This window comes from Streptomyces sp. NPDC054956, from assembly GCF_053609185.1.
The window spans coordinates 23,503-50,159 of the sequence record NZ_JBSGXB010000008.1 but is presented as its reverse complement, the minus strand read 5'-3'; the positions used below and the strand labels follow the sequence as shown (position 1 = coordinate 50,159).

The 26,657-nt window shown below is 71.2% G+C and carries 25 protein-coding genes; 2 read left to right on the top strand and 23 right to left on the bottom strand.

Annotated elements, in window-relative coordinates; all coding sequences use genetic code 11:
• Positions 1–94: 94 nt before the first annotated feature.
• The 12 genes from ACWGDE_RS03350 to ACWGDE_RS03295 form a co-directional block, all read right to left on the bottom strand.
• Positions 95–1,138: a hypothetical protein gene (locus ACWGDE_RS03350; RefSeq protein ID WP_453387269.1), complete on the bottom strand. Its 1,044-nt coding sequence runs from the start codon at positions 1,136–1,138 to the stop codon at positions 95–97.
• Between the two features lies 1 nt (position 1,139).
• Positions 1,140–1,637, bottom strand: a complete 498-nt coding sequence (locus ACWGDE_RS03345; protein ID WP_453387268.1) for a flavin reductase family protein — start codon at positions 1,635–1,637, stop codon at positions 1,140–1,142.
• Between the two features lie 80 nt (positions 1,638–1,717).
• A complete protein-coding gene (locus ACWGDE_RS03340) occupies positions 1,718–3,256 on the bottom strand; it encodes a 4-hydroxyphenylacetate 3-hydroxylase family protein (RefSeq protein WP_453387267.1) in 1,539 nt (512 codons plus the stop codon).
• A gap of 343 nt (positions 3,257–3,599) precedes the next feature.
• Positions 3,600–3,878 (bottom strand): LysR family transcriptional regulator, encoded by a 279-nt coding sequence (locus ACWGDE_RS03335; protein ID WP_453387266.1) that lies wholly within the window; start codon positions 3,876–3,878, stop codon positions 3,600–3,602.
• A 177-nt stretch (positions 3,879–4,055) separates the two neighbouring features.
• On the bottom strand, positions 4,056–4,439 hold the full coding sequence (locus ACWGDE_RS03330) for a hypothetical protein (RefSeq protein WP_453387265.1): 384 nt from the start codon (positions 4,437–4,439) through the stop codon (positions 4,056–4,058).
• Entirely contained in the window at positions 4,436–6,049 is a 1,614-nt protein-coding gene (locus tag ACWGDE_RS03325) for a class I adenylate-forming enzyme family protein (RefSeq protein ID WP_453387264.1), read from the bottom strand. Before ACWGDE_RS03325 ends, ACWGDE_RS03330 begins: the two co-directional genes overlap by 4 nt.
• 225 nt (positions 6,050–6,274) lie before the next feature.
• A complete protein-coding gene (locus tag ACWGDE_RS03320) occupies positions 6,275–6,964 on the bottom strand; it encodes a ScbR family autoregulator-binding transcription factor (RefSeq protein ID WP_453387263.1) in 690 nt (229 codons plus the stop codon).
• A 125-nt stretch (positions 6,965–7,089) separates the two neighbouring features.
• Positions 7,090–7,365 carry a hypothetical protein gene (locus tag ACWGDE_RS03315; protein WP_453387262.1) on the bottom strand — a complete coding sequence of 92 codons (276 nt, stop codon included), beginning with the start codon at positions 7,363–7,365 and terminating at the stop codon, positions 7,090–7,092.
• A gap of 37 nt (positions 7,366–7,402) precedes the next feature.
• Entirely contained in the window at positions 7,403–8,899 is a 1,497-nt protein-coding gene (gene gatA / locus ACWGDE_RS03310) for an Asp-tRNA(Asn)/Glu-tRNA(Gln) amidotransferase subunit GatA (RefSeq protein WP_453387261.1), read from the bottom strand.
• Between the two features lie 112 nt (positions 8,900–9,011).
• The gene (locus ACWGDE_RS03305; RefSeq protein ID WP_453387260.1) at positions 9,012–10,070 is read right to left on the bottom strand and encodes a hypothetical protein; all 1,059 of its coding nucleotides are present in this window, start codon (positions 10,068–10,070) and stop codon (positions 9,012–9,014) included.
• A 41-nt stretch (positions 10,071–10,111) separates the two neighbouring features.
• Positions 10,112–10,294 carry a hypothetical protein gene (locus ACWGDE_RS03300; RefSeq protein WP_453387259.1) on the bottom strand — a complete coding sequence of 61 codons (183 nt, stop codon included), beginning with the start codon at positions 10,292–10,294 and terminating at the stop codon, positions 10,112–10,114.
• Between the two features lie 180 nt (positions 10,295–10,474).
• Positions 10,475–10,783 (bottom strand): hypothetical protein, encoded by a 309-nt coding sequence (locus ACWGDE_RS03295; protein WP_453387258.1) that lies wholly within the window; start codon positions 10,781–10,783, stop codon positions 10,475–10,477.
• Between the two features lie 208 nt (positions 10,784–10,991).
• Here ACWGDE_RS03295 and ACWGDE_RS03290 point away from each other — a divergent pair, with 208 nt between their 5' ends.
• A complete protein-coding gene (locus tag ACWGDE_RS03290) occupies positions 10,992–11,990 on the top strand; it encodes a helix-turn-helix transcriptional regulator (RefSeq protein ID WP_453387257.1) in 999 nt (332 codons plus the stop codon).
• A gap of 44 nt (positions 11,991–12,034) precedes the next feature.
• Here the strand turns inward: ACWGDE_RS03290 and ACWGDE_RS03285 are convergent, their stop codons facing one another.
• The 11 genes from ACWGDE_RS03285 to ACWGDE_RS03235 all read right to left on the bottom strand — a co-directional run bounded on the left by ACWGDE_RS03285 (position 12,035) and on the right by ACWGDE_RS03235 (position 25,718).
• Complete coding sequence (locus ACWGDE_RS03285; RefSeq protein WP_453387256.1) at positions 12,035–12,613, bottom strand: LOG family protein; 579 nt, start codon at positions 12,611–12,613, stop codon at positions 12,035–12,037.
• A gap of 6 nt (positions 12,614–12,619) precedes the next feature.
• Positions 12,620–13,975, bottom strand: coding sequence for a hydantoinase/carbamoylase family amidase (locus tag ACWGDE_RS03280; RefSeq protein ID WP_453387255.1), 1,356 nt, complete (start codon positions 13,973–13,975; stop codon positions 12,620–12,622).
• A 59-nt stretch (positions 13,976–14,034) separates the two neighbouring features.
• The gene (locus tag ACWGDE_RS03275; protein ID WP_453387254.1) at positions 14,035–15,999 is read right to left on the bottom strand and encodes a S9 family peptidase; all 1,965 of its coding nucleotides are present in this window, start codon (positions 15,997–15,999) and stop codon (positions 14,035–14,037) included.
• A 17-nt stretch (positions 16,000–16,016) separates the two neighbouring features.
• A complete protein-coding gene (locus ACWGDE_RS03270; protein ID WP_453387253.1) occupies positions 16,017–18,002 on the bottom strand; it encodes a M13-type metalloendopeptidase in 1,986 nt (661 codons plus the stop codon).
• Complete coding sequence (locus ACWGDE_RS03265) at positions 18,002–19,312, bottom strand: MFS transporter (RefSeq protein WP_453387252.1); 1,311 nt, start codon at positions 19,310–19,312, stop codon at positions 18,002–18,004. The genes ACWGDE_RS03270 and ACWGDE_RS03265 overlap by 1 nt, the downstream gene beginning before the upstream one ends.
• A complete protein-coding gene (locus ACWGDE_RS03260; protein WP_453387251.1) occupies positions 19,309–20,640 on the bottom strand; it encodes a cupin domain-containing protein in 1,332 nt (443 codons plus the stop codon). Before ACWGDE_RS03260 ends, ACWGDE_RS03265 begins: the two co-directional genes overlap by 4 nt.
• Positions 20,641–20,740: 100 nt before the next feature.
• A complete protein-coding gene (locus ACWGDE_RS03255) occupies positions 20,741–21,946 on the bottom strand; it encodes a cupin domain-containing protein (protein WP_453387250.1) in 1,206 nt (401 codons plus the stop codon).
• A gap of 381 nt (positions 21,947–22,327) precedes the next feature.
• Entirely contained in the window at positions 22,328–22,840 is a 513-nt protein-coding gene (locus tag ACWGDE_RS03250) for a tetratricopeptide repeat protein (RefSeq protein ID WP_453387249.1), read from the bottom strand.
• A gap of 401 nt (positions 22,841–23,241) precedes the next feature.
• On the bottom strand, positions 23,242–24,027 hold the full coding sequence (locus ACWGDE_RS03245; RefSeq protein ID WP_453387248.1) for an ABC transporter permease: 786 nt from the start codon (positions 24,025–24,027) through the stop codon (positions 23,242–23,244).
• Positions 24,024–25,004 carry an ATP-binding cassette domain-containing protein gene (locus ACWGDE_RS03240; RefSeq protein WP_453387247.1) on the bottom strand — a complete coding sequence of 327 codons (981 nt, stop codon included), beginning with the start codon at positions 25,002–25,004 and terminating at the stop codon, positions 24,024–24,026. The genes ACWGDE_RS03245 and ACWGDE_RS03240 overlap by 4 nt, the downstream gene beginning before the upstream one ends.
• A 42-nt stretch (positions 25,005–25,046) precedes the next feature.
• Positions 25,047–25,718 carry a DUF4097 family beta strand repeat-containing protein gene (locus ACWGDE_RS03235; protein WP_453387246.1) on the bottom strand — a complete coding sequence of 224 codons (672 nt, stop codon included), beginning with the start codon at positions 25,716–25,718 and terminating at the stop codon, positions 25,047–25,049.
• 221 nt (positions 25,719–25,939) lie between these two features.
• Here ACWGDE_RS03235 and ACWGDE_RS03230 point away from each other — a divergent pair, with 221 nt between their 5' ends.
• Positions 25,940–26,656 (top strand): helix-turn-helix domain-containing protein, encoded by a 717-nt coding sequence (locus ACWGDE_RS03230; protein ID WP_453387245.1) that lies wholly within the window; start codon positions 25,940–25,942, stop codon positions 26,654–26,656.
• The last annotated feature ends 1 nt before the right edge of the window (position 26,657 follow it).

Genomic DNA, 26,657 nt, shown 5'->3' with positions numbered 1-26,657 from the left:
CCTTTCCTCGCCTACTCCGGGGATTCAGTGGAGGCCGCCGGCCACCCCCGGTGCGGCGGGGGTGAACCGGTCAGCCGATGGGATTCGCCGCTCGTCAGGCGACGGAATTCTTGAAGTTCTTCATCGAGACGGTGTAGTCACCGCGGTTCGCGCGGTAGTCGATGCAGTACTCCTGCGGGTACCAGCCACCGATCTGCCACTGCTGCGGCTGCTTTATGGGCCAGCAGCGGCTCGGGTTGACCCCGGCCTCGATGCCCTCGAACCAGGCCTTGGTGATCATCGGCTCGAGGAAGCTGATCTTGGCGTCGTAGGCGCCGTAGATGAACGTCTGGGTGAAGGCCGTGGAGCCCCACTCGGGCGAGTTCAGGTCGACCAGGTGGTTGCCCATGGCCGCCTCGGCGACGCCCTTGTCCGTGTAGTCCTGCGGCATGAACTGCGGGGCGATCGGCTTGGTGGCCGTCGCGTAGTCGTCGCAGTTGATGGCCAGACCGCACGGTCCGCTGCGGATCGCGTCACGCTCCGCCTTCGACTGGGTGTAGAAGTGGAAGTCGAAGTGCGGGGTGTCGTAGATGTGCTCGGGGCCGTGACCCATCGGGTTGAAGTTCACCAGGGCCCACTTGAGCGGCATGCCGGGCAGCGAGGTCAGCTGCGAGGGCAGGTCCAGCGGACGCTCGTGGCCGCCGACGCACTCCGTGTGCTGGTTGACCGAGCCGTCGTTGTTCATGTCGTAGCAGTGGTGACCGTCCGTCATGGAGGTCGGCATGTTGGTCAGCGTGGACTTGGGGAAGACGATCCCGACGGTCTGCGGCTTGCCGCCGGCGATCTGCGCGTACGTCCGCAGGTTGCCGTTGCCGAGCGCGTTCGGGGTGCCGTACGAGGCGCACGGGCCCCGGTAGGACAGCGTCTCCTCGAGCAGGACCTCGGCGGCCCACTGCGCGACCTTCACGTTGCGCTCGCGGGTCGGGGCGTCCGCCGTCACCAGACAGATGCTCACCGATCCCGTGGTGGCGGCCGCCGCCTCCGGGCCCGACCCCGATGCCTGGGCCGAGGTGTTCGGCCAGATCAGCAGGGTCAGGGCGGATATCGCCAGCGCCGCTCCGAGGAGCGCCCGCCAGCTCAGGAACTTCTTCGCTCGCACGTCACACCTGTTCCAGTTCGAATCTGTGGAATCCGCCCTGAAGGAAGATCAGGGGGGTCTGGGTCTCACGGGCACCCATGGCGACGACTTCGCCGATGACCATCACGTGGTCACCCGCCACCACGTGGTCGCGCAGGCTGCACTCCATCCAGGCCGCCGCCTCGAACAGGAGCGTCCCGGTGGCCTCGCCCGGGGCACCGGGCACCTCGGTCAGCGCCTGGTCGCGCTCGGGCCGCCGGCGCGCGAACGCGCGGGCGGTGGACTCGCCCTCGGCCCCGAGGATCGAGATCCCTACGACGCCGGTGCGCATCAGCTCCGCGAAGAACTCCGAGTCGTGACGGAAGCTCAGGGACACGAGCGGGGGTTCCAGGGAGACGGAGGTGAGCGAGTTGACGGTGATCGCGTTGTGGGTCCGTACGCCGTCCTTGTCGGTGTACGTACTGACGACGCAGACCCCGGTGGCGAAGGAACGCATCACATCGCGCAGGTCGTGGTTCATGGCCGGGCCTCTCTGCTGGGCGCGGACGGGTGCGCGCGGCGCCTGGGCCGCAGGCACCCGTCCGTACGCGGGCTGACGGGTCAGTTCTCCTGGGCCCAGCGGCCGCGGGTCCAGCCGTCGAGGTCGTAGTCGTCCATGGCCCTCTGGACGAGGTCGCCGTAGTTGTCGAGCAGACCTGCGCCGCGGGACCAGTTCAGGGTGTCGAGACGCACCTGGTCGGGGCCGCCGGCGTAGTTGAGCTCGTACAGCTCGTGACGGGCGCCGAACTCGGTGCCGATCGCGTCCCAGGCCAGCTTGAAGAGCTTGGTGCGCTCCTCGGCCGTGGCGCCGGTGCCGCGGTAGTAGCGGTCGAGCAGCGGACGCAGCTCGGGGTTCTGCAGGTCCTTGGCGCTGGACGGCGTCATCAGCAGCGCGCCCGCGAGGTGCTCCTCGAAGAAGCGGTGCGTGCGCTCCCAGCTGAGCGGGGCGAGGGCGCGGTAGCCGGCCGAGTAGTCCATGCGCGGCAGGACGGTGCCGGCCGGGCCGGCCTCCGGGTCCAGGGCCATGGCGGTGGTGACGGCCCAGGTCTGGTGGCGCCAGGCCAGCAGCTCGCCGAGGCCCGCCTGGACGCCGCGGAACTGGTCCGTGCCGTTGATGCGGGTGCCCTTGTCGAGGATGCCCGCCATGAACTCGAGCTTGACCGACATGCGGATCGCGCCCTGGAAGAAGCCGCGGGAGAGCAGGCCGGAGCGGGGGAAGTACTGGTGGATCTTCTCGGTGTCCCGGTAGATCAGGACGTTCTCCCACGGGATGAAGGCCTTGTCGAAGACCAGCACCGCGTCGTTCTCGTCGAACCGGCTGGAGAGCGGGTTGTCGAACGGGCTGGAGGCCTTGGCCTCGTACGGGGTGCGGCAGACGACCTTCATGCCCGGGGTGTTCAGCGGGGCCATGAAGGCCAGCGCCATGTCCTCGGCCTTGCCCTTTTCCAGGTTGGCCAGGTGGATCTGGCCGACGAAGGCGACGTTGCTCAGCGCGGAGGCGGTGGCCATGAGCTTGGCGCCCTCGACGACGATGCCGTCCTCGCGCTCCTCGACGACCTTCAGGTAGACGTCGCGGATCTCGTGCGCCGGCTTGTTGCGGTCCACGGGCGGGTTGACGATCGCGTGGCTGATCGAGAGGCCCTGGCGGGCGTACTTCTCGTACCAGGCACGGGCGTTGTCGCCGAAGGGCTCGTAGAAGTCGTGGGTGACGGCGAGGCCGGCCATGAACGACGCCTTGTAGTCGGGCGTGCGGTTCATGAAGCCGTAGCTCAGGCGGGCCCAGTGCTCGATGGCGTCGCGCGCCTTGATGAGGTCCTCGCCCGAGTGCGCCGGGGTGAAGAAGCGGTGGACGCGGTATCCCGTGTACCGGTCGACCGTCGTCATCAGGTCCTTGGTGTCCGGGTGGTGGAGCGCGTCGTAGAGGTGCGCGGTCGACCTCGCGGCGTTGGCGAACGCCGGGTGCGTCGTCACGTCCTTGACGAGCTCGCCGTTCACGAAGACCTGGCGACCGTCGCGCAGGCTCTCCAGGTAGGAGTCGCCCGTCATGAGGTCGTTCGGAGCCTCGTCGGCCGACTGATCCACTATCGGGACCTGACCCATTTTTGGTGTCCTCTCCAGGGGTAATACACGCGACCGCTGCCGGACGCACAGTTCGATTGGTCCGAGCGTAGGCTCGCGTTCCCATCCGCTCTTGCTGGGCCGCGCACGAACAATTGCCCATCCACGCCAACTCTGCGGACATCAAGTGCCCGACTGCCCGTCAACGGGTAGGCGCGGGAGGCCAGTTGTCATTAGCAAGAAGGCGTGGACAACTGTCCCCATATTGCGGAAGGGTGAATTCCGAATACCTTGAAAAAACTCCGGCCCGGCGCGGATCCAGGGAATTTGGATACGCAGCCGGGCCGCATGAAAAATGAATTGCGAATACGTGTCCGGCAGCCGGTCAGGCGGCTGGACGGGTGCGACCGGCCGACGCGGCGTCGATACAGGCCGTTTCGGCGATCAGGATGATCTTCTCGACGTGCGGCAGCAGTCGCATGCCCGCCTCGGTGAGCTGGACACGGCCGCCGGCGCGATGGAACAGCGGCGCCCCGATGTAGTCCTCGAGGTTCTTGATGTGGGCGGTGACGCTGGGCTGCGAGTAGTGGAGGTTCCTGGCGGCACGAGTGAAGCTCATCTCGGCGGCCACTTCGCGGAACGAGCGTAGCTGCTGGAACTGCACGGCAGAGGCTCCCTTCTGCGAGGCTCAAGCCTCGTAGATGAGAAACATACCACGGTGGCGGTATTGTTGCAGCCCTCGGGAACGCCGCCCGGACATACCTGTGGCCATGCCCGCAGGGAGGGCATGGCCACAGGTCAGCCGCCGCTTAGTGGTTGACAGCGGGTCTTGCGGAGTGGACTAGTCGGACATCTCCATCGGGGAGAGGAGGTCCCTGGCGATCTGCGGGAGCAGACGGTCGATCAGGACGCCCGTGCGCGCGGACCCGTCGGCCGCGCGCGGGATCGCGTCCACGGCCACCGCGTGCGAGAGCACCCAGGGCATGCGCCGTTCGCAGGCGGCCAGCGCGGCCTGCCGGCCGCCGGCCTCCTGGTCCTCTTCCAGGAGCGGCACGAAAGCCACCACCAGCGTTTCGCCCACCTCGGGCAGCTGGGTGCGCATCACGGCGATGTCCTGGACGCAGGGCAGGTCGAGTAGTTCGAGTTCGAGAGCGAAGAAGGCCGTCTCGAAGTCCTCCACCAGCACCTCGTCGTAGGGCTGGTCGTCGAAGGAGGGCAGGTTCACGCGGACATCTCCTGTTGCATCGACTGCTCAAGCTGCAGGTTCAAGGTGATGATGGGCAGTACCGCGTCGAGCAGGTCCCCGGTGCGGATCCGGCCCGTCGGGCTGTACGGGATGGTGTCGACCGCGATGACGTGCGCGGGCAGCGAGGGCACCCGGCGGGCGCAGGCCGCGCTGAGCGCCTGGTAGCCGGTGGCCTCCCGGCCGACCGCCACCGCGATGAAGGGCACCACGATCGCGTCGCCCAGTACCGCGTCGCTGACCCGCATGACGGCGGTGTCGCGCAGGCAGGGCAGGTTGAGCAGGTCCGACTCCAGCCGGAACAGCTCGGTGTCGACCGCCGAATCGCGGACCACCACGGGCACTTCGGTGACGCGCCCGGTGACCAGCAGCCGGCCGGTCTCGTCGATGTGCCCGGCCTCGTCGGTGATCAGGAAGCGCTCCTCGCCCCAGCCGAGGTCCAGGTTCGCCGTCAGGGTCTCGCCCTCCAGGTAACCGTCCATCACCTGGTGGCCGGCGAAGGCGAGCCGCCCGCTCTCGCCCTGCGCCACCGGCTGCCCGTCCTCGCCGAGGACGGCGATGGAGGTGCCGAGCGTGGCGTGGCCCGACCGCGGCGGCGAGACCAGCAGCTCCTCGGGTCCCATGACGGCGGTCAGCCCGGTCTCCGGGCTGCCGAGCGCGGTGTGCAGCACCGGACCCAGCCGCTCCCAGGCCGTGTTGACGGTCCATCGGCCCAGGTGCGTGCCGGGGGTGAGGAGGAAGCGCAGGTGCCGGGTGCGCGGCGAGGGCTCGGCGTCCTCCGGCAGCCCGAGCAGTCCGTGCAGGGCGGTCGGGGTGATCACGCCGGTGCTGACGCGCTCGGCGACGAGCAGCGCGCTCAGGGTCTCGGGGCCGGCTCCGTCCGCGAGGACGACGGTGGCGCCGATGCCGAGCATCGTGCGGGCCAGCGCGAGGGCGGTGGTCTCGGTGGGCGGGGCGGAGGCCAGGTGGACGTCGTCCCGGTTGAGGCCGAACTCGTCGACGAGGTCGACCAGGTGGCGCCCCTCCGAGGGGGTGCGGCGTACGGCGACCCGGGACGGCCCGTCGCTGCGCGCGCTGACCGCGAAGGACTCGTACGGCCGCGGCGCGGGCAGGGTGCGCAGCGTCTCGGCCGAGGTCAGGACGTCGAAGTTGAGTGCCTGGTGCTTGCCGGGCGTGGCCGGCGCACCGGGTGCCGAGATCCCGTCCAGCAGGACGTGCACGGCCTGCGGGCCGCTCGGCCAGACCAGCTGGTCGAGGGTGGCGCGGTGTTCCGAGGTCACGAAGACGACGGAGGGTTCCAGCCACGTGAGCACCTGGCCCAGGTCCTCGGCGCCGCTCTGCGGGTCGAGGCCGGTGCAGGAGACTCCGAGCGTCGCGCAGGCACTCATCGCGACGGTGAGCTGCCAGCTGTTGCCGGCGAGGAAGACCGCGCGGACCGGGCCCTCGGCGGGCAGGTGCTCGGTGAGTCCGGCCGCCGTCCGTTCCACGGTCTCCGCGAACTGGCCCCAGGTCAGCCGCACCTCGCCGTCGACCAAGGCATCCCGCGTCACGCCGCCCGCCGCGTGCCGGCGGATGTCATCGAGCTTGATCATGTGGGTTCTCCGTGGTCGGTCAAGAGCCTCGTGTGTGGCTCGGGGCCGCGCCCATGGAAACAAACCTGCATGAAGGTAGGCAACCGTCATCGGAAGTTCTGATATCGATGGCGCCGAATCAGGTCCGAGTGCGCATCGAGTGCGAAAACGCCTCCGCCGGGCGTCGAAGACGCCCGGCGGAGGGAGACGGGGAAAGGGCCTGGCCGGAAGGGGTACTTGCGGGCACTAGCCCGCGGCCGGCTCCACGAGCTCGGCCCCGGCCCGCTCCCGCAGGTGCTTCTCGAGGTCGGCGACGACCCGGTCGGCCCGGCCGGGGGCCATGTCCAGTTCGGCCAGCACGGTCGGCAGCGCGATGATCGGCATGATGTGCTTGAGCAGGACGGACACCCGTGCTTCCAGGTCCTCCCACTCGGACATCACTTCCGAGAGCACCTGGACTCCGGTGAAGGCGCTGACGAAGAGGTTGGCGACCGCGTCCAGGTCCACGTGCGCGTGGAGTTCGCCGCATTCCCGGGCCCGGCCCAGCGCGGACCGGTTGAGGTCGATCCAGTCCTGGTAGGGCCGCAGACGGTCCACGTGCTGGCTGCCGCGCTCGAGGGAGAGCCGCAGGCTGCCCTGCACTATCGGATCGCTGCGGATCTGAACGGCGAAGAGCATGTCCTTGTCGATCAGTTCCTGGAGCCGGGTGCTCCGCGGCACGAGGGGGAAGCCGAGGGTGTCGATCCGGCTGGCCAGCACGGCCTGGGCGAGCTCTTCCTTGTTCTTGAAGTAGTAGTAGAACGCGCCCTTGGTGAGTCCGAGCCGCTGGTAGACGTCGGCGATCGTGGCCCCGTTGAAGCCCTTCTCCGCGAACACGGCACCGGCGGCCTCGACAATGGCCTGCCGGGTGCGCCGGGAAGTCTCCTTCTGGGACACCCTCGCTCCTTCCACGATCCTGACGGCCAGTCGTGCACCGCCTCGGAGGGACGAGCATCTCACCGAAAAACAGCCGGTCCAAATTATACCAGGCAGCACGTATTTTGCGGCGGCGTCGGCTCCGCTCAGCGGGCCGCTCCGAACTCGACACCTACCCTGCAGGGCACCAGTGCCGGGCGGTCGGGGCCGCCGGAGAAGAGGGCGCGGGCGTGCTCCGGATCGAGGGTGAACTCGATCCGGTCGCATTCGCGCGGGCGGTCGGGCGGGCCGACGACCAAGTGGAAGGCGACCGCCCCGGCTTCGTCGCGGGAGGTGGTCACCACCGCGTCGACGACTCCGGAGATGTCGTGGGACAGCAGCGCCTCGATCTGGCGGACGTGTGCGGTGGTCATGACGGTCATGGCGACTTCCTCCTGGTGGGTCCTCGGGTCCTGCCGGTCAGCCGAGCGACGGGGCCCCGTCGAGCAGCGGGCGGCCCCAGCGCCGGACGAACTCCGCCTCGACGGCGGCGCCGACCCGGTAGAGCCGGTCGTCCTTCATGGCCGGGGCGATGATCTGCAGTCCGACCGGCAGGCCGTCCTCGGGTGCCAGGCCGCAGGGCAGCGACATGGCGGAGTTGCCGGCCAGGTTGGTCGGGATGGTGCACAGGTCGGCGAGGTACATCGCGAGCGGGTCGTCGACCCGCTCGCCGATCGGGAAGGCGGTGGTCGGCATCGTCGGGGAGACGATCACCTCCACCTCGGCGAACGCCCGGTCGAAGTCCCGCATGATGAGCGTGCGGACCTTCTGGGCGGAGCCGTAGTACGCGTCGTAGTAGCCGGAGCTGAGCGCGTACGTGCCGAGGATGATCCGGCGCTTGACCTCCGGTCCGAACCCGGCCTCGCGGGTCAGCGCGGTGACCTCCTCGGCGGACAGGGCGGTGTCGTCGCCGACGCGCAGCCCGTAGCGCATGGCGTCGAAGCGGGCGAGGTTGGAGGAGGCCTCGGACGGGGCGATCAGGTAGTAGGCGGCCATCGCGAGGTCGAAGGACGGACAGTCCAGCTCCACGATCTCGGCGCCGAGCTCCTCCAGCAGTTCCACCGACTCCCGGAACCTGGAGATCACGCCGTCCTGGTAGCCCTCGCCGGCGAACTGCTTGACGACGCCGATCCGCATGCCCGCGACCGATCCCGACCGGGCGGCCTCGACGACGGGCGGCACGGGGGCGTCGATGGAGGTGGAGTCCAGCGGGTCGTGACCGGCGATCACCTCGTGCAGGAGCGCGGTGTCCAGAACGGTGCGGGCGCAGGGACCGCCCTGGTCGAGGGAGGAGGAGTAGGAGACCAGTCCGTAGCGGGAGACCCCGCCGTACGTCGGCTTCACCCCTACGGTGCCGGTGAGCGCGGCCGGCTGACGGATCGATCCCCCGGTGTCCGTACCGACGGCGAGCGGCGCCTGGAAGGCGGCGAGTGCGGCCGCGCTGCCGCCGCCGGATCCGCCGGGGACCCGGTTGAGGTCCCAGGGGTTGCCGGTCGGCCCGTAGGCGCTGTTCTCCGTGGAGGAGCCCATCGCGAACTCGTCCATGTTGGTCTTGCCGAGGATGACGACGCCCGCCTCCTTGAGCCTGCGCGTCAACGTGGCGTCGTACGGCGGGATCCAGCCTTCGAGGATCTTCGAACCGCAGGTCGTGGGGATGCCGACGGTGGTGAAGGCGTCCTTGAGGGCGAGCGGTACGCCGGCCAGCGGGCCCAGTTCCCCGCCGGCCGCCCGCCGGGCGTCCACGGCGGCGGCCTGCTCGAGGGCACCTTCACGGTCGACGTGCAGGAACGCACGTACCTTCTCGTCGGTCTGCTCGATCCGGGCGAGATGGGCCTCGGTGACCTCGACGGCGGTCAGTTCCCCGGAGGCGATCTTCTCCGCGGTCTCGGCGGCCGTGAGCCTGATGATGTCCCACATGTGCGTCTTCCTTGCTGCTGCGTGCCGGCGTTCCGTACGAAGCGCGGCGGGGCGGGCCGGGCGGGCGCCACTGTAGGGCGCCCGCGCTCCGTCCTTCATCCGCTTTGCGTGCTCACGAGGCCTCGGCCGCCTCCGCGCAGGCCAGTTCGTCGGCGAGCTGCCGCCACAGACCGGCGTAGCCCTGGACGAGCTGGGCCATCGGTTCCTTGCAGTGCGTCGGCAGGCTGGCCGCGATCTTCTCCCGGTGCTGGGCGACCAGCGCGCAGGCGCCGAGCATCCGCAGCACGTCGCGTCCGGACTCGCTCAGCCGCAGGGACGGGTCGCGGCGCAGCGATTCGAAGATGCGCAGCAGCCGGTCGGGGGCGGGCTGCGGTTCGGCGACGGGCCGGCGCGGGCCGGCGCCGCGCCGCGCCGCGAGCGAGATGGGGCTCCCGGCCGGGGACGGAGAAGACGGGGGAGCGGACGAGCGGCCGCGGACGGGCGCGTTGTCCGTGCGCCGGGCCGGTACGGGGTCCTCCCCGCGCCGGATCCGGTCGCGTACGTCGGCCACGGTCGCGGGGGACAGTCCGGCCTCGGCGGCGATCCGGCGCAGCGAGGCGCCGGGGTTGCTGCGCAGGAGTTCGCCGGCCAGTTCGCGGCCGCGGGAGGGGTCGACGGGGCGGGCCCGGCCGTCGCGGCCCACGCGGTGGCCGGTCTCGGCCGCGGCGGTGCCCTTGCGCAGCTGGGAGACCTTGCGGGCGGAGAGTCCGGTGACGGCCGCGACCGCGCGGTCCGACCAGCGGGGGTGGGAGGCGAAGACGCGTCCCGCGGCGGCGGTCCGCTCGGCGGCGGTCAGCGGCCGCCCGTGGGTGACGTTGGCCGCGACGGCCAGCAGCTCGGCCTCGCCCCGGTCGCCGTCGAAGTACCGTACGCGGACGTGGGTCTCGCCGCGGAGTGCGGCGGCGCGCAGCCGGTGGGCTCCGTCGATCACGCTCATGGTCTGCCGGTGGACCAGGATGGGCGGCAGTTCGCCGTCGGCTTCCGCGAGGGTCTTCGCGTACTCCCGGTCCTCGCCGCCCGTGCGGGGCGAGAATCCGGCCGAGATCCGGTCCGTGGGCACGCTTTCCACGGGCTGGTCCAGATATCCGCGGTCGCGGAATCTGATCAGGTGGTCGGCGCTTTCTGCGTCCATTGTCTTCCCCTCGGTGAGCGGGTGCGGATGAGGGGGTGTGCTCACTGCCAGCCGAGGTCGTCCAGGCCGGTCTGACCGGGGGTGTTCTGTACGGTGACCGCGCTCCGGTCGGTGGCGGGGGTGGTGTCGGCGTGTGCGGCGGCCGCTCCGAAGGCGGTGCAGGCGGCGAGAATTCCGGCGACGACCGTGCCCCGGACGATTCTGCGGTAGATTTCGAAAGACATGTGGATTCCGCCTTTTCAGCCGGCCTGTGTTTCGCTGACAGGCAGGAGTCTGCTGCCGGCGCGAGCGGCGGGGAAAGGGGCGCCGGGACGGGCAATCCGGCCTTGGCATACACAGTCCAGCTTCGCCCAAGGAACCGTCAGCTCCCGGCAAACAGCTGGTCATTCGCCTGCGGGCCGCCGTCAGATCGTGCTCCACGGGTCGATCCCGGGCAGCAGCGGCACCTCGGCCCGCTCCAGCTCCCACTCCCCCAGTACGGAATGCGCCGAGGCGGCGTGCAGCCACAGCCGCCGGGCGGCCGCTTCGGCCGCGGCCAGCGAGGGGGCCCGTACGTACAGCCCTACCACGGGGGCCGCTTCGGGATCGGGGTGGACGCTGACGTGGACCAGGCCGTCACGTCCCGCAGCGCAGCGGGCGATGGCGGATGCCGTCGGCGCGGGCAGCCGGGCGCCGGAGCGCGGGGGGCGCAGGTGGACGTGAACGAGATACATGGGCGGGAGTCCGGCTCCGTAGTGGAATAGATTTTCCGAAATCGAGGGGTCGGTCAATTGCCGGGGAGAACACGAACCGAGAGATTGCCGATGCCGTCTTGCCGAGGGTCGAACCGACCCGTACCGTCAGGGCAATTACGCAGCCCAGTGCCCCCACCAGCGCCTGGAACCCCAGCGGGATCCGGGCTCTGAACCGGAGTTGCCATCGATGCTTGATCTCCTCGGCCTCGACGCAGTCGCCGAATCCGTCTACCGGGGAATTCTCGCCAAACCCCGGGACATCGCGGATCTGAGCCGTCAGCTCGACCTGACGCCGGACGCGGTCCGCTCCGCCCTGGACCGGCTCAGCGAGATGGCGCTCGTGCGCGCCTCCGCGGAAGACGACTCCCGGCTGCACGCGGTCAGCCCGCACGTCGGCATGGAGATCCTGCTCGCCCGCCAGCAGGCCGATCTCGCCAGCCGCCAGCAGCGGCTGGAGGCGAGCCGGGCCGCGGCGGCGCAGCTCATCCTGGAGTACGACGGCCGGGGCACGGGCAGCGCCGTGGACCCGGGGGTGCGCTACCTCGACGGGCTCGACTCCATCCGCGACCACCTCGCCAACCTGCGCGGCCAGGTCTCCCAGGAGCTGTTGACCTTCGCGCCCGGCGGGCCCCAGACCGCGGAGAACATGAACGCGTCCAGACCGCTCAACCAGCAGCTGCTGGAGCGCGGCGTGCAGATGCGCACGGTCTACCTCGACTCCATCCGCGGCTGTCCGCAGACCATGGAGTACGCGCGCTGGCTCGTCGCGCAGGGCTCGCAGGTCCGTACCGTCCCCTCGCTGCCCAACCGGATGATCATCTACGACCGCACCTCGGCGATCATCGCGGCGGACACCGGCAACACCGCGGCCGGCGCGGTGGAGGTCACCTCCCAGGGGATGGTGGCCACCTTGTACACGCTCTTCGAGAGCGTCTGGCAGTCCGGAGAGTGCCTCGACGCCCCCGCCAGGCCGGATCCGGGCGCGCTCAACCGCCAGCAGGCCGAGGCGCTGAAGCTGCTCGCGCAGGGCTGCACGGACGAGACCATCGCCCACCGGCTGGGGGTGTCCGGGCGCACCGCCCGGCGCATCGCCTCCGGGCTGATGACCTACCTCGGCGCCCAGAGCCGCTTCCAGGCCGGGGTCCACGCGGTGCAGCGCGGCTACCTGCCGACCGAACCCGACTAGGCCGGCCCCGACCAGGCCGGCCCCGGCCGGGCAGGCCCCGCCGCTCATGCCGCTGCCAGCACCCTGGGCGCGCCCAGCAGGTCCAGCGCCTCCTCGGTGCTGTCCGCGGAGCGGATGAGCCGGCGCTCCGCGGCGGTGAGGAACCCCTCGGACACCAGGTGGTCGAGCATCGCGAGCATCGGGTCGTAGAAGCCGGCGTGGTTGACCACCACGATCGGCTTCTCCATCAGGGAGAGCTGGTTCCACGTGGCCACCTCCATCAGCTCGTCCAGGGTCCCGATGCCGCCGGGCAGTACGGCGAAGCCGTTGGACAGCCGGTACATGAGCGCCTTGCGCTCGTGCATGGACCGCACGACGAAGATCGCGCCGCGCGCCCGGTCGGCCCGCTCCCGCTCGTGCAGCGCCCGCGGCACCACCCCGGTGACCGCCCCTCCCCCGCTCAGCACCCCGTCCGCGACGGCCCCCATGACCCCGACGCCGCCGGCGCCGTAGACCAGGTCCAGGCCGCGCCCGGCGAGCGCCCGGCCGAAGCCGTGCGCGAAGTCCACGTGGTCCTGACGGACCCCGGGCCTGGCACCGCAGAACACCGCGATGCGCTCGCACTTCTTGACCAGCGTCTCCATGACTCCTCAACTCCCGGTGGTATTGAGCTCGTTGGAAGGCCGCGACTGCGGCTCGGGCTGCTCGCGCTCCTGCGCCCGCGGGCTGATCCCGATGGTGCGCAGCGCCGTACGGAAGAGCACCCGGGCGCCGGCGACGAGGTCCTCGGGGGCCGTGTCCTCCTCGGGCACGTGGCTGATCCCGCCCAGGCTCGGTACGAAGATCATGCCGATGGGCGCGATGTCCGCGACCATCTGCGCGTCGTGCCCGGCGCCGCTGGGCAGCACCTCGTGCGCCAGTCCCAGTTCGTCCGCGCTCCGCTCGATCGCGGCGCGCAGCACCTCGCTCGTGGAGACCGGGTCGGAGCGGGTCTCGGCGACCACCTCGATCTCGGTGCCGGTGCTCGCCGCGATCGCGTCGAGCATCCGCCGCAGCGTCTCCTCGGCGGCCGCGGCCTTCCACACGTCCGTGTCCCGCAGGTCCACGGTCATCCGTACCGATCCGGCGATCGTGTTGGGGGTGTTGGGGTGGGGGTCGATCCGGCCTACCGTCGCCACCCGGCACAGCCCGCGCTCGCCCGCGATGTGCTCGGCGGCCAGCACCACCCGGGCCGCCGCGGCCATCGCGTCGCGCCTGCCCTTCATCGGGCTGGTCCCGGAGTGCCCGGCGGCGCCGCGCACCTCCAGGGTCAGCACCGTACGGCCGGTGATCGCGTCGACGACGCCGATCCGGCGGCCGCTGCGCTCCAGTACCGGTCCCTGCTCCACGTGCAGTTCGAGGTAGGCCGCGATCGACCCGTGCGGCCAGCACGCGCTGCCCAGCGCGTCGAGGTCCCCGCCGGCCAGCCGCAGCTCCTCGCGCAGCCGGCGGCCCTGGTGGTCGCGGGGCTCGCGCGGCAGTCCCGCGAGGCGTCCGGCGATGGCCATCGAACCCCAGAAGGGCTGCGGGAAGAGCGCGCCCTCCTCGTTGGCGAAGGCCACGGCGACCGGCTCGTAGGGGGATTCGATCCCGCACTCCTCGAAGGTCTGCAGGACCTCCAGCGCGGCCAGCACCCCGTACGCGCCGTCGAGGCGGCCCGCGTTGACGACGGTGTCGAGGTGCGAGCCCATCATCAGGGCCTGGCGCCCCTCCCCGTACGAGGTGTGGCGCGGGCGGATGACGATGTTGCCCGCCGCGTCCACGGAGGGCACGAGGCCGGCGTCGCGCGCCTCGTCCATCAGGTACGCGCGCGCCTCGCGGTCGGCGGCGCCGAAGCCCTCGCGGGTGATCCCGCCCGTCTCGGGGTCCAGCCCGATCCGTCCGAGCCGGGCGATGCGGCGCAGCAGCCGGTCCCCGTCGATGTCCGCGCGCAGGCCTCCGGCGCGCTGGGCGAGCGTGCTGGTCATGACAGTGTCCTTCCGGTCCGTTCGGAGGTCTTCGAGTACGGCCAGGTCGACGACGCCGCTCACAGGTGCCGCCCCCACCACTCCAGGACCGCCGCGAAGCGGGCGAGCCGGTGGCTGGGGAGACCGGAGCGGGACATGTCGTGGCCCTCGCCGGGGAAGAGGAGCATCTCGGCGGGGACCCCGCGCATGCGCAGCTCGGTGAAGAGCCGCTGCGCCTGCTCCTGCGGGCAGTGCCGGTCCTCCTCGGACTGGATGATCAGCATCGGGGTGCTCATCCGGTCCGCGTACGTCAGCGGGGACTGGCGGGCCCAGCCCTCGCGGTCCGCCCCGTACAGCGCGACCGCGAGGTCGACGCCGTCGTCGCTGGTGGCCGCGTAGCTGTCGATGGCGTACAGGCCGCGCTCGCCGATCATCGCCTTGAAGCGGTCGCCGTGGTGGGCGTTGAACCAGGCCGCCATGTAGCCGCCGAAGGAACCGCCCATCACCCCGACGCGGTCCGCGTCCAGTTCGGGCTGGGTCAGCGCCGCGTCCAGCAGGGCGAGCAGGTCGACGGCCGATTTGCCCGGCAGGTCGTCCCGTACGTACGCGCCGTGCCCGGCGCCGTAGCCGGAGGTGCCGCGCGGGTTGCCGAGGACCACCGCGTAGCCGGCGCTCGCGTAGACCTGCGCCTCGTCGAAGGCGGCCGGCCCGTTGAGGGTGTAGCCCCACTGGGTGAAGGGGCCGCCCTTGACCTGGAAGACCACCGGGTGCGGCCCGGGGCCCTCGGGGCGCACCACCCAGCCCTGGAGCTCGTACCCGTCGGGCGCGGTCGCGGTGAACTCCCGCATCGGCAGCAGGGTGGCCCGCTCGGTCAGTTCGCGTCCGTAGGAGGTCAGCGTCCGCTCGGTGCCGCCGCTGAACACCACCAGGTCGCCGGCGCTCGTCGCGCTGGTCACGACGGCGGCGACGACGGGCCCGGCCGGGGTCTCGGCGACCGCGTAGCCGTTGACCTGGCGGGGGCCGGTGACGACCGGGGCGGGCTCGGAGCCGTCGTAGGGAACGAGGACCAGGTTGACCTCGCCGCGCCGGTCGCCCGCGAAGTACACGCCGTCGGCGGCCGGGCGGATCATCTGGCTGGCGAAGCTGAGGTGGTGGGAGCCGTCGGTGAGGCGGCGCGGGGCGCTCGACCCGTCGGCGGCGGGCAGCAGGACCCCCGGAGCGCTGACCGGAACCGTCCACAGGCCGTACGTGGCGGTCGCGCAGGAGTGGTTGAACTTGTCGAGCTCGGAGCCGACGAAGACCACCGAGGCTCCGTCGGCGGCGAAGCGCGGGGTGAACAGGTACATCCCGCCGTGCGTCAGGGGCCGCAGGCCGCTGCCGTCGGGGGCCGCCGCCCAGATGTCGTTGCGGGAGTCGTCGCCCGCCTCCTCGTGCCGGGCGCAGACGAAGACCAGCTGGTCGCCGGCCGGACTCCAGGCCAGGTCCATGTGGTCGTACGGGCCTTCGGTGACCTGGACGGCGGGCGCCGACGGGTCGAAGGGGTCGGTCACGAAGACCTGCCGGGGCCGGTCGGCGGTGTAGCCGAAACCGTCCATCTGGTAGAGCAGCGTGGTGATCCGGCGCGGCGCCTCCGCCTCGGCCGGGCCCTGGTAGCGGCCCGCTTCGGGGATGCGGCCGGTATAGGCGATCCGGGTGGAGTCGGGGCTCCACACGGGCTGGCCGGCGCCCATCGGGTGGTCGGTGACCGGGAAGGCCTCGCCGCCGCCGTCCATCGGCAGGAGGTGGATCTGCGCCCGGCCGTGCGCGCCCGGGCGCTGGAAGGCGAGGAAGCGTCCGTCGGGCGAGAAGGCCGGGCTGCCGTCGTAGGGCCCCTGGGTGAGGCGGCGCGGCGCGCTCGCCCCGCTGGTGTCCGCGATGAGCAGCTCGGTGGTGTAGTCGTCCGCCTCCAGGACGGGGCGGGTGACCTCGAAGACGACGTGGCGGCCGTCGGGCGAGAGGGCGGGCGGCCCCAGGACGGGCAGCAGCTCGATGTCAGCAGGAAGCATGGCGTGGCCTCACAGAGTCACAGGAGGAAGAAGCGGGAAGCGGGGTCGATGAACAGCGCGTCGCCGGGCCGGACGTCGAACGCCTCGTTGAAGGCTTCGACGTGGCCGAGCACCCCGTTGCAGCGGAACTCGGCGGGCGGGTGCGGGTGCCGGGGCGAGGCGAGCCGCTCGGCGAGCCGGGCGGGCGTGGTCCGGGCCCGCCACATCGTGGCCCAGTGCAGGAAGAACGCCCTGGTCCGGACGGTGTCGAGCGGTCCCTCGTGCGCGGCGAACGCGTCGAGCGCGACGGTGACTCCGGCGATGTCGGCCATGTTCTCGCCGAGCGTGCGGGCGCCGCTGACCCGGTGTCCGGGCAGCGCGGCCGGCTCGTAGCCGTCGTACTGCGCCACCAGCAGGGCGGTGCGCCGGGCGAACTCGGCCCGGTCCTCGGGCGCCCACCAGTCGCGCAGCCGGCCCCGCCCGTCGTAGCGCGAGCCCCTGTGGTCGAAGGCGTGCGACATCTCGTGGCCGATGATGGAGCCGAGCACCGCGAAGTTGCGTGCGGGATCGCCCGCCGGGTCGAAGACCGGCGGCTGGAGCAGCCCGGCGGGGACGACGACCTGGTTGAGCCCGTGGCGGTAGTACGCGGTCACCTGGTGCGGATGGATCTTCCACTCGGAGCGGTCGACCGGGCCGCCGAGCCGGGCCAGCTCGGCGGCGATGTGCCGGGCCCGCCCGCGCTTGACGTTGCCGACCAGGTCGGCGGGGTCGAAGCACGGCTCCGCGGCGCCGGCGCCAACGTCCCCGCGCGGGAAGCCGATTTCGAAGACCATCGCGGCGAGCTTGTCCAGGGCCGCCGCCCGGGTGCTCCCGGACATCCAGTCGGCCCGCTCCAGGCGCCGCCGGAAGGCTGCGGTCAGCGCGCGGACCAGTTCCGTCGCGGCCTCCACCGTGCCCGGGGCCAGGTGCTCGGCGACGTACCGCTCGCCCACCGCGTCGCCCGCGAAGGTCTCCACGAAGGAGACGGCCCGGATGCGGCGCGGCCTCGGCTCGCTGAACCCGTTGAGCAGCTGCCCGTAGAAGGCGAAGTTGTCGGCGAAGACCTGGCGCGGCCCGAAGGGCACCGTCTCGTGCACGTACCGCCAGCAGACCCACTGCTTGAGCTCGTCGAGCGAGTGCCCGGTCCACCACGCGTCCAGCGCGTCGGGGAACTCGCTCTGGCGCACCCGTACGGTCGCCTGTCCGGGTACGTCGCCCAGCGCGGCCAGCCAGGCCCCCCACGGGAACCCGCCCGCCCGCCCGGCCAGTTCGGCGGCGGTCAGCGACAGCGGCCGCAGCGGCGCGCCCGGCCGGGCCGGGGTGTGCCGGGCGGCGAGGTCGGCCTCCAGGGCCAGGACCGAGGCGGCCGCGTGGGCGGGCTCGGGGAGTCCCGCGTGCGCCCACATCACCGCGAGGTGGCCGAGGTAGCGTCCGCGCAGTTCCCCTCCGTCCCGGGCGACGGCTTCGGCGCCGTACGCGGTGGCCGGCAGGCCGAGTCCGGCCTGCGTGAGGAACAGGACGTACCCGTCGGCGTCGGCGGTGTCCACGGCGACCGTGAAGTCCACCGCCCCGCCGATTCCCTGGGCCTGCAGCCGGCCCAGTACGGCGGCGAGTTCGTCGGGGGTGGCGGCCGCACGGACCGTTTCGAGGTCGGCGGCGAAGGCCCCGGCGGCGCCGAGCTCCTCGATGCGGTCCTCGTCCATGAAGCTCGCGTACAGGGCGGCGATGTGCCGGCCGGCCGGGTCGGCGGCGGCCCGGCCGGCTTCGGCCGCGCGCAGGATCACGGCTTCGGCGTCGGCCTCCGCCCGGTCGGACAGGAGGGTCAGGGTGGTGGCCTCGGCCCGGTGGGCGGGCAGGACGTGGGTGTCCGTCCAGTGCCCGTTCACGAACCGGTAGAAGTCGTCCTGGGGGCGTACGGAGAGGTCGAGTTCCACGTCGTCCGGGAGGGCGGGGGCGCCCGCGGCCGGTTCCGAGACCACCGTCATCAGACCGCCCCGGCCTCGATGCCGGCCTCGGCGCGGTCGGCTTCCACCCGGTCGGCGTCGGCCCGGTCGGCGTCGGCCGACTTCAGGACCCGGCCGCTGAACAGCGCCAGCGCGATCAGGCAGAACACCCCGGCCGCGAGGAACCCGTAGCGCGGGGCCATCAGGCTCATCGCCGCGCCGCCGACCACGTAGCCGATGGCGGGCCCGGTGTTGGAGACGGCGCCCAGCGCGGCGAAGGCGCGGCCGCGGTGGGTGTCGGGGACCCGGACGTTGAGCAGGATGTGCGTCACGGTGGCCTGGGCTCCGTTGCCGATGCCGCCGAGGACGTAGAAGGGGACGATCCACCAGACGCCCGGGGCGAGGCCGGTGCCCAGGATGGCCACGGCGATGCACAGGAACGTGCCGATCAGGACGGTCTCGTGGCGCAGGTTCTTCGCGCGGCGCACCAGCATCCCGCCGGGGATCAGGCCGAGCATCCAGGCCGACATGATCAGGCCGAAGGTCTCCTCGGAGGCGCCGAAGCCCTCGCGGACGTAGAAGACGATGAGGACGTTGATGATGCTCGCGGCCGCCATCACGGCGCCGCTCAGGATGAGCACGGCCGTCAGGAAGCGGTCGGACGTCACCTTGTACGGGGCCTTCGCGGGCTCGTCGCCGTCACCGGCGGCGGCCTTCGCGGCGCCCCGGTCCTTGTGCAGCCGCGTCTTGATGAGCAGGCCGCCGACGACGACCGCCGCGAAGCTCAGCGCGTCGATGAGCAGCGGGACGGAGATCCCGAACCGGCCGATGAGGACGCCGGCGATGCCCGGGGCGGCGACCATGCCCGCCATGGCGGTGGTCTGCGAGATCGACGAGGCGCGCGGCACGTTCTCCTTGCCGACGATCGCGCTGGGCAGGGCGCCGAACACCGGGTGGGTGAAGGCGAGTCCGGAGGAGAGCAGCGCGGAGAGGCCGATGAGGACAACCGGGGAGGTCCAGATGGTCATGGCCACGCAGATCAGGGCCTGGAGCGCGCCGACGACCACGATGAGGTTGCGGCTGTCGAAGCGGTCGGCGAACCGGCCCGTCAGCGGGGACAGCAGGACGGGCGGGACGGTCGCGGACAGCAGCAGCGCCATGACGGCGTAGGAGCCGGCGCCCTGGGCCTGGAGCTGGAGGGCGATGGCCGTCTCGGCGGCGATGTCGCCCGCGAAGGACAGGCCGCGCATCCCGGCGAGGACGTAGACCTCGCGCCAGGCCCGCCGGGAGGGCGGCGGGGAGGCCTCGGTGGTGGCCGGAGTTCGGGTGTCGATGGCCATCTCGTGGCTCACTTCCCCTGGTCGGTGTGGTTGGCGGGCTGGGTGGCGGTGTGCGCGGTGCTGTGCGTCGTGCCGTTCGGAGTGCTGTCCGGCGTGATGTCCGGCGTGTTGCTCGGTACGGGGAACACGGCGTGCTCGGCGGCTTCGAGGACCCCGATCCGGGCCAGGCCCCGGGCCGCGCTCAGCGAGCGGGCCGGATCCACGCCCGGGAAGAACTCGGAGGTGGTGACGGGGCGCCCCCCGTCGAGCTCGCGCAGCGACCGGGCGACGGCGTCGGGCACCGCGAGCCGGTGCCCGCCCACCCTGATCCCGGTCTTCGTCCCGTCGCTGTCCCCGATCTCCACGGGGGCCGCGCTGCGCCGCACCAGCGAGTCGGTGGTCAGTGCGTCGACGGCGTGCAGCCGGGCGAACTCCCGGGTGCGGCCGGAGCCGGACCGCTCGCGGCCGAGGCGTACGAGCCGTTTGGCCTCCGAGGCGGGCTCCACATGGGCGAGCCGGTCCCGGAGGAGTTCGATCTGCCGGCTGAGGCCGGCGACGGCCGCGGCTTCCCCGCCGGCCGCGTCACCGCTCCCGCCCTCACCGTCGGCGAGGTAGGGGAAGTCATGGAACCCCTCGTCCTCGACCACGGCCGCGACGGTGTCCTTCAGCAGGTCGCGCCAGCGCCTCGGCTCGATCCCCACCGACAGGTGCAGGGACAGCTCGCTCTTCGCGGCGGCCGCGTGCGGGGTGCCGTGCGGCACGTACAGCACGTCGCCGGGGACCAGCGTCACCTCGATGACGGGCTCGCCGAGTTCCTCGGGCGTGTACGAGCCCTCGTCGCCCCGCCGGACCTCGGGGGTGGCCCACACCCGCCAGGTCTTGGTGCCGTCGACCTGGACGACGTACACGTCGATCGAGTCGTGGTGCGGGGAGAAGCCGTCGTTGCGCGCCGGGGTGACGAAGAGGACCACCTCGCCCTCGCAGGCGAAGGTGTCGGTGAACGGCGCGAGCAGCCGGCGGGCCGAGGGCAGTACGTGGTGCAGGGAGTTCCAGGTGACGGTCCCGCCCGAGCGGAACAGCTCGTACACCTTCTCCGGGTTGACGGCCTCGGCGAGCGCGGCTCCGCGCGCGACGGTCCGCGTGTAGGCGCCGCTGGGCACGCCTTTGCCGCCCTTGGTCACCCGGAGGTAGGAGGGCGGAGTCGTCTCCAGGGCCAGTACGTCGTCGAGCTGCCGCACGGAGGGGAGGCCGTCGAGCCGGCCCGCCAGTGCTCCTTTGCGCAGCAGCGGCTTCTTGTTGAAATGCTCGGCGAGGAACACGTCCCGGTCGCCGACGAAATCCTCGAAGGAGTACGTCTCCACCGTCTCTTGCCTCCAGTCGTGCACGGGGACGCCCGTCGCGGACCACCGGGGGGATGGTCCGGTGGTCCGCGACGGGGCGGGTCCGGGTACCGGCAGCTCGTCAGCCGGCCGCGGCCAGTTCGAACACACCCAGGCGGGTGAGTCCTTGCGCGGCCTTCGTCGAACGGACCGCGTCCACTCCGGGGAAGATGAGGGACGCCGCGATCGACGCGTCCGGGCCGAGCGCGGCCAGGGTTTCGGCGATCGGTGTGGGTACCGCGATCTTGTGACCGTTGACGGTCATCTGGGTCCGGCCGTTGTCGCTGACGCCGAACTCCAGGGGCGCGCTGCCGCGCCGCAGGCGGGCGTCCGGGCCGAGGTCGTCCATGTCCGCGATGGACTGGAAGGTGTGGCCCTCGGAGCTGCCCTCCATGTGCCGGCCGAGGTCCGCGAGGCGGTCCAGCTCGGCCGCGGCGGCCTCTCCGTCGGCGGCCACCGTCTGCAGCCGCGCGGCGAGCGCGGCGATCTTCTCGGTGAAGCCGGACTCGGCCTCGGACGAGCGCAGTTCCCCGATGTAGGGGTACGCGTTGAACTCGTCGTCGGCGATGAGCTCCTCGACGGTCTGGCGCAGCAGGTCCTTCCACATGCGCGGGCGCATCATGACGGACAGGTGCAGCGAGGCCTTGCCCTCGGCGGCCGCGGCGTGCGGGGTGCCGTAGGGGAGGTAGAGGACGTCGCCGGGCTGCAGCGAGACCTCGATCTCCGGCTCCCCCAGTCCTTCGAGGGTGTACTGGGCGTTGTCCCCGAGGCGCTCGGCCGGCGGGTTCCACAGCTTCCAGTGCTTGGTGCCCTCGAGCTGGACGATGAAGAGGTCGACCGGGTCGTGGTGGGGCGGGTAACCCTTCTTGCCGGTGGGCGTCAGGAACGCGACCGAGTCGGTGCGCACCGCCATGCGCTCGCTGATGACGCGGGTGAAGTCGCGCAGTTCCGGGACGATCTGGTTGAGCGAGCACCAGGTGACGGTCGCGCCGGCCCGGAACAGCTCGTAGATCTTCTCGGGGTCGACCACGTCGGTGATGGTCTGGCCCTGGACGACCACGTTGCGGGTGTACCCCTGCTCGGGGACGCCGTTGCCCTTGAGGTTGACCTTGATGTAGGGCGGCCGGACGACCTCCAGGTTGACCAGCTGGTCCAGCTTGCGGTGCGAGAGGATGTCGCGCGGGTCTCCCGGCACGGCGCTCTTCCGCAGCATGGGCTTCTTGTTGAAGTATTCGGTGAAGAAGACCTGCTCGTCCCCCACCAGATCCGCGAATGCGTAGTCCGCCATGCCAAGCTCCTCGAAAATGATCGGGCCGCGGTGAGGGGCGGCGCCTTCCGGCGCCGCCCTCCGCCACAGCGCTACTTCAAGAACAATTACTGGATGTTCTTGTAGTAAGAGGTGGCGAGCAGCTCCTCGGCCGTCTCGATGAACTCGATGTCGTCGAAGTCGACGTTCTCCATGAGATTCACTTCCCTTCGCGTTCTACTTCCGTCCTTCCCGGTTTTCCGGGCCGGTGAAATGAGAATGCCCGCACCCGGGAAAAGGGTCAACGGCGTTCAACTGCACGGCAACGCGGTTGAACGGACCGGAAAGAACAAAGCGGCCCCGACCTGTGGTCGGGGCCGCGGCTCGGCTCCGCGAGGAGGCGTCCGGCTGCGTCAGGAGGCTTCAGGAGGCGTCCGGCTGCGGCTCGGTCAGCTCACGGGCGTAGTTGGCGAGCGAGCGGTTGTAGCGCGGAAGGTGCCGGGCGAGCGCGACGAGGGCGAGCGACAGCGCCTCCCGCTCCCGCCCGGTGTCGGCCAGCGCCAGCGCGAGGAAGCCGACCACCGCGTCGTCGAGCAGGTCGGAGCCCTCGGCCCGTTCGGCTTCCAGCAGGGCTACGCTCTCGTCCGCCCGGCCGAGGTTGCGGATCGAGCTGGCCAGCTGGACGACGGCACGCCGGCGCCGCACCCCTTCGAGCCCGCCGGCGAGCGCCTCGCGGTAGAGCGGCGCGGCCAGATCGCTGTGCCCGGTCGAGTCGTACGCGCAGGCGCGCTCGAACGCCCCCCGCGGGTCCCCGTCCGCCAGCTCCCCGACGAGCTCCTCGACCGCGGCGAGGAACTCTTCCTCCTCGTACTCGTCCAATTGCCCCCAGAGCGCGCCCACTCGCTCTTCCCAACCCAGTTCAACATCGGTCGTCATAACCAAGCCACCCCAATATCCGTCGGAAATCGCGAAGGGGCGGCGTCCGAATCGACGCCGCCCTTCACGCAGGCATTACTGCAAGAACAATTACTGGATGTTCTTGTAGTACGAGGTCGCGAGGAGCTCCTCGGCGGTCTCGATGAACTCGATGTCGTCGAAGTCGACGTTCTCCATGAGATTCACTTCCCATCTGCCTGGTCATTCCCGCCGGGGTTTTCCCCGGCGATGACGGAAGAATGCCCGCGACCTCCGGCCGGGGTCAACGTTGTTCAACCGCCACCGTGCGGCGGTTGAACACGAGGAAGGCGGCGTACCCCGACGCGATGTCGGTGCACGCCGCCTCGGGGGCGGTACGGGTCGTGGGGGCGGGGGCCGACCGGCCCGCGCTGTCACGGCGGCTACTTCGGGTCGCTGTTGAACTTCGAGGCCGACCAGAAGTAGCCGAGGACCGCGAGGCCCAGGCACCAGGCGACCGCGAGCCACCCGTTGTGGCCGATCTCGGTGCCGAGCAGCAGCCCGCGCAGGGTCTCGATGGCCGGGGTGAAGGGCTGGTACTCGGCGATGGGCTGGAACCAGCCCGGCATCCCCTCGACCGGGACGAAGGCGCTGGACAGGAGTGGCAGCAGGATCATCGGCAGCGCGTTGTTGCTGGCGGCCTCGGCGTTCGGGCTGATCAGGCCCATGCCGACCGCGATCCAGGTGAGCGCCAGGGCGAACAGCACGAGCAGCCCGAACGCCGCCAGCCACTCCAGGACCGTGGCGTCCGTGGACCGGAAGCCGATGGCCACGGCGACGGCGCCGACGAGGACCACGCTGGCCACGCACTGCAGCACGCTGCCGATGACGTGCCCGATGAGGACGGATCCGCGGTGGATCGCCATCGTGCGGAAGCGGGCGATGATGCCCTCGGTCATGTCGTTGGAGACGGACACCGCGGTGCCGATCGTGGTGCTGCCGATGGTCATCAGCAGCAGACCCGGCACGAGGTAGGCGATGTAGGAGGAGCGGTCGCCGCCGCCGATGCCCGCGCTCATCACGTCTCCGAAGATGTAGACGAAGAGCAGCAACAGCATGATCGGCGTGAGCAGCAGGTTCAGGGTGAGCGACGGATAGCGCCGGGCGTGCAGCAGGTTGCGGCGCAGCATCGTGGACGAGTCGCGGACGGCGAGGGCGAGGGAGCTCATCGGACGGTCTCCTTGGACTGGCTGGGCAGGGTGGACTGGGCGGACCGCGGGTCGGTGCCGGTCAGGGCGAAGAACACGTCGTCGAGGTCGGGGGTGTGCACGGTCAGCTCGTCGGCCTCGATGCCGGCCGACTCCAGCCGGTCGAGCACGGAGCGCAGTTCGCGCTGGCTGCCGTCGCTGGGGACCTGCAGCGCCAGGGCCTCGTCGTCCCGGGTGGCGTCCCCGAGGGCGCTCGCGGCGGACCGGTACGCGGCCGGATCGGAGAAGCGGAGCCGGACGTGGCCGCCGGGGACCAGCCGCTTGAGCTCCTCGGCGGTGCCCTGCGCGGCGATCCTGCCGTCGTTGAGCACGGCGATGCGGTCGGCGAGCTGGTCGGCCTCTTCCAGGTACTGCGTGGTCAGGAAGACGGTGACCCCGTCGGAGACGAGCCCCCGGATGATCTGCCACATGTTGTGGCGGGATCGCGGGTCAAGCCCGGTCGTCGGCTCGTCGAGGAAGATGATCCGCGGACTGCCGACCAGGGTCATCGCGATGTCGAGCCGGCGCTTCATACCGCCCGAGTAGGTCGACGCGGGCTTCTTCGCGGCCTCGGTGAGGTCGAACCGCTCCAGCAGCTCGGCGGCGACCCGCCGCCCCTCGCGCTTGGAGAGGTGGTGCAGGTCCGCCATCAGCAGCATGTTCTCCTCACCGGTGATCAGCCCGTCCACGGCGGAGAACTGCCCGGTGACACCGATCGCGGCGCGGACCGCCTGCGGTTCGGCGGCGAGGTCGCGGCCGCCGACCCGGATCTCGCCGGAGGCGGGGTCGGGGGAGACGAGGGTGGAGAGGATCTTGACGGCGGTGGTCTTTCCGGCCCCGTTCGGGCCGAGCAGGGAGAACACCGTCCCTTCGGGGACGGCCAGGTCGACACCGTCGAGGACGACCTTGTCGCCGTATGACTTGCGCAGCCCGTTCGCCGCGATGGCCAAGTCGTTCATGGGTGGTTGCTCCTTGGAGGCGTGGAAGGGCGCAGGCATGACTCAGAGGCTGCGGGCGGTGATGTCGCCGTAGGCGGTGGTCGCGTGGATGTTGAGGCCGGCGGCGCCGCCGTCGGTGTTGGCCAGCGAGTTGTGGATCCGGCCGTAGGAGGTGCCGGCGTCGAGGGAGGCGGAGACCCCGCGGGCGGCGCCGACCGAGATCTCGCCGGACTCGGTGCGCAGCACGACCGTGCCCTGCACCGCCTCGGCGATGCGGATGTCGCCCTTCTGGACGCTGATCTGCGCGGGTCCGCCCAGGCGGACCACCGAGACGTCACCGGCGGCGAGGGTCAGACTGGCACTGGCGGCCTCGTCGAGCTCCACCGAACCCTGCGCACACTCGAACGCGACGTATCCGAGCCGCCCGACGCCGCTGAACTCGGCGCTGGCCGCCTTCGCGTCGATCCGGGAGCCGGCGGGCAGCTGGACCGTCACCTCGACGGACCCGGAGGACCCGAACACCTGGCTCTTGGCCTCCGGGGCCTCGATCCGCAGCACGCCGTCGGCGTAAGCGACCTCGATCTGCTCCGCCGCCTTCACGTCCCGCCCCTTCGAGGCGTCCGCCGGCCGGACGTCGACCACGGTGTCGGCCTGGTCGGCGGCGATGAACCGCACGCGCCCGGCGGGGATGTCCAGAACGGTGGAGATCGGGGCGGGGGTGTCGAACTTCTGCATGATGCTCTCCTGCGAGTTGTCGTTTCCGATGGACGAAAAGCTACGTTGCTTTCTAACCTCCGGCAAGAACTTCGTTGCGCAGAAACAGCGAACTCCCAGCTCACACCAGCAATTTCGTTGCGAAGCTTTGAAAACAAACGCAACGAAACACCCTCACCCCGTTGCAATGAACTGAAAGGAAACGCTATACTGGGGACACCACGTACCAGAAGGAGACCGCGATGCCCGGAGGCAGACTCACCCAGCAGGAACGCCAGCAGATCGCGCTGGGACTGGCCGACGGCCTCGCCTACGCGGAGATCGCCAGACGGCTCGACCGTCCGACCTCGACCATCACCCGCGAGGTCATGCGCAACGGCGGCCCCACCACCTACCGCGCCGACCTGGCCCACCGCGCCACCGAACGCCGCGCCCACCGGCGCACGCAGCCCGCTCCCCGGGGACCGCAGACCCCCGCGCAGCCGCACGGGCGCGACGCCGAGGCCGTGAGCGAGTACGAGGAGACGTTCACCACCGTCCTCATGTCCTCGGGCATGCCCAAGATGATGTCCCGGGTGATGGCCTGCCTCACCCTCGCCGACACGGGCAGCCTCACCGCGTCCGAACTCGTCCAGCAGCTCCAGGTCAGCCCGGCGTCCATCTCCAAGGCGATCACGTTCCTGGAGAGCCAGGGCTTCGTCCGCCGCGAACGCGACGAACGCCGCCGCGAGCGCTACGTGGTCGACGACGACGTCTGGTACCAGTCGATGGTCGCGAGCGCCCGCTCCACGGCGCACATAGTCGAAATCGCACGCCAGGGCGTCGGCGTCCTGGGCTCCGACACCCCGGCCGGCGCCCGCCTGGAAAACGTGGCCCGCTTCCTGGACTTCGTCTCGGAAAGCATCGCCCGCGCCGCAGAACAGGCCCGAGAAATCCTCCACACCAAACCGACCCCCTAAC

What these genes read in the sequence shown, in the direction of transcription:
- ACWGDE_RS03345 (WP_453387268.1), bottom strand. Translation starts at nt 1,637, where the DNA reads ATGAACCACGACCTGCGCGATGTGATGCGTTCCTTCGCCACCGGGGTC.
- ACWGDE_RS03340 (WP_453387267.1), bottom strand. Translation starts at nt 3,256, where the DNA reads ATGGGTCAGGTCCCGATAGTGGATCAGTCGGCCGACGAGGCTCCGAAC.
- ACWGDE_RS03325 (WP_453387264.1), bottom strand. Translation starts at nt 6,049, where the DNA reads ATGATCAAGCTCGATGACATCCGCCGGCACGCGGCGGGCGGCGTGACG.
- ACWGDE_RS03315 (WP_453387262.1), bottom strand. Translation starts at nt 7,365, where the DNA reads ATGACCGTCATGACCACCGCACACGTCCGCCAGATCGAGGCGCTGCTG.
- gatA (WP_453387261.1), bottom strand. Translation starts at nt 8,899, where the DNA reads ATGTGGGACATCATCAGGCTCACGGCCGCCGAGACCGCGGAGAAGATC.
- ACWGDE_RS03305 (WP_453387260.1), bottom strand. Translation starts at nt 10,070, where the DNA reads ATGGACGCAGAAAGCGCCGACCACCTGATCAGATTCCGCGACCGCGGA.
- ACWGDE_RS03300 (WP_453387259.1), bottom strand. Translation starts at nt 10,294, where the DNA reads ATGTCTTTCGAAATCTACCGCAGAATCGTCCGGGGCACGGTCGTCGCC.
- ACWGDE_RS03295 (WP_453387258.1), bottom strand. Translation starts at nt 10,783, where the DNA reads ATGTATCTCGTTCACGTCCACCTGCGCCCCCCGCGCTCCGGCGCCCGG.
- ACWGDE_RS03290 (WP_453387257.1), top strand. Translation starts at nt 10,992, where the DNA reads ATGCTTGATCTCCTCGGCCTCGACGCAGTCGCCGAATCCGTCTACCGG.
- ACWGDE_RS03285 (WP_453387256.1), bottom strand. Translation starts at nt 12,613, where the DNA reads ATGGAGACGCTGGTCAAGAAGTGCGAGCGCATCGCGGTGTTCTGCGGT.
- ACWGDE_RS03280 (WP_453387255.1), bottom strand. Translation starts at nt 13,975, where the DNA reads ATGACCAGCACGCTCGCCCAGCGCGCCGGAGGCCTGCGCGCGGACATC.
- ACWGDE_RS03275 (WP_453387254.1), bottom strand. Translation starts at nt 15,999, where the DNA reads ATGCTTCCTGCTGACATCGAGCTGCTGCCCGTCCTGGGGCCGCCCGCC.
- ACWGDE_RS03270 (WP_453387253.1), bottom strand. Translation starts at nt 18,002, where the DNA reads ATGACGGTGGTCTCGGAACCGGCCGCGGGCGCCCCCGCCCTCCCGGAC.
- ACWGDE_RS03255 (WP_453387250.1), bottom strand. Translation starts at nt 21,946, where the DNA reads ATGGCGGACTACGCATTCGCGGATCTGGTGGGGGACGAGCAGGTCTTC.
- ACWGDE_RS03250 (WP_453387249.1), bottom strand. Translation starts at nt 22,840, where the DNA reads ATGACGACCGATGTTGAACTGGGTTGGGAAGAGCGAGTGGGCGCGCTC.
- ACWGDE_RS03245 (WP_453387248.1), bottom strand. Translation starts at nt 24,027, where the DNA reads ATGAGCTCCCTCGCCCTCGCCGTCCGCGACTCGTCCACGATGCTGCGC.
- ACWGDE_RS03240 (WP_453387247.1), bottom strand. Translation starts at nt 25,004, where the DNA reads ATGAACGACTTGGCCATCGCGGCGAACGGGCTGCGCAAGTCATACGGC.
- ACWGDE_RS03235 (WP_453387246.1), bottom strand. Translation starts at nt 25,718, where the DNA reads ATGCAGAAGTTCGACACCCCCGCCCCGATCTCCACCGTTCTGGACATC.
- ACWGDE_RS03230 (WP_453387245.1), top strand. Translation starts at nt 25,940, where the DNA reads ATGCCCGGAGGCAGACTCACCCAGCAGGAACGCCAGCAGATCGCGCTG.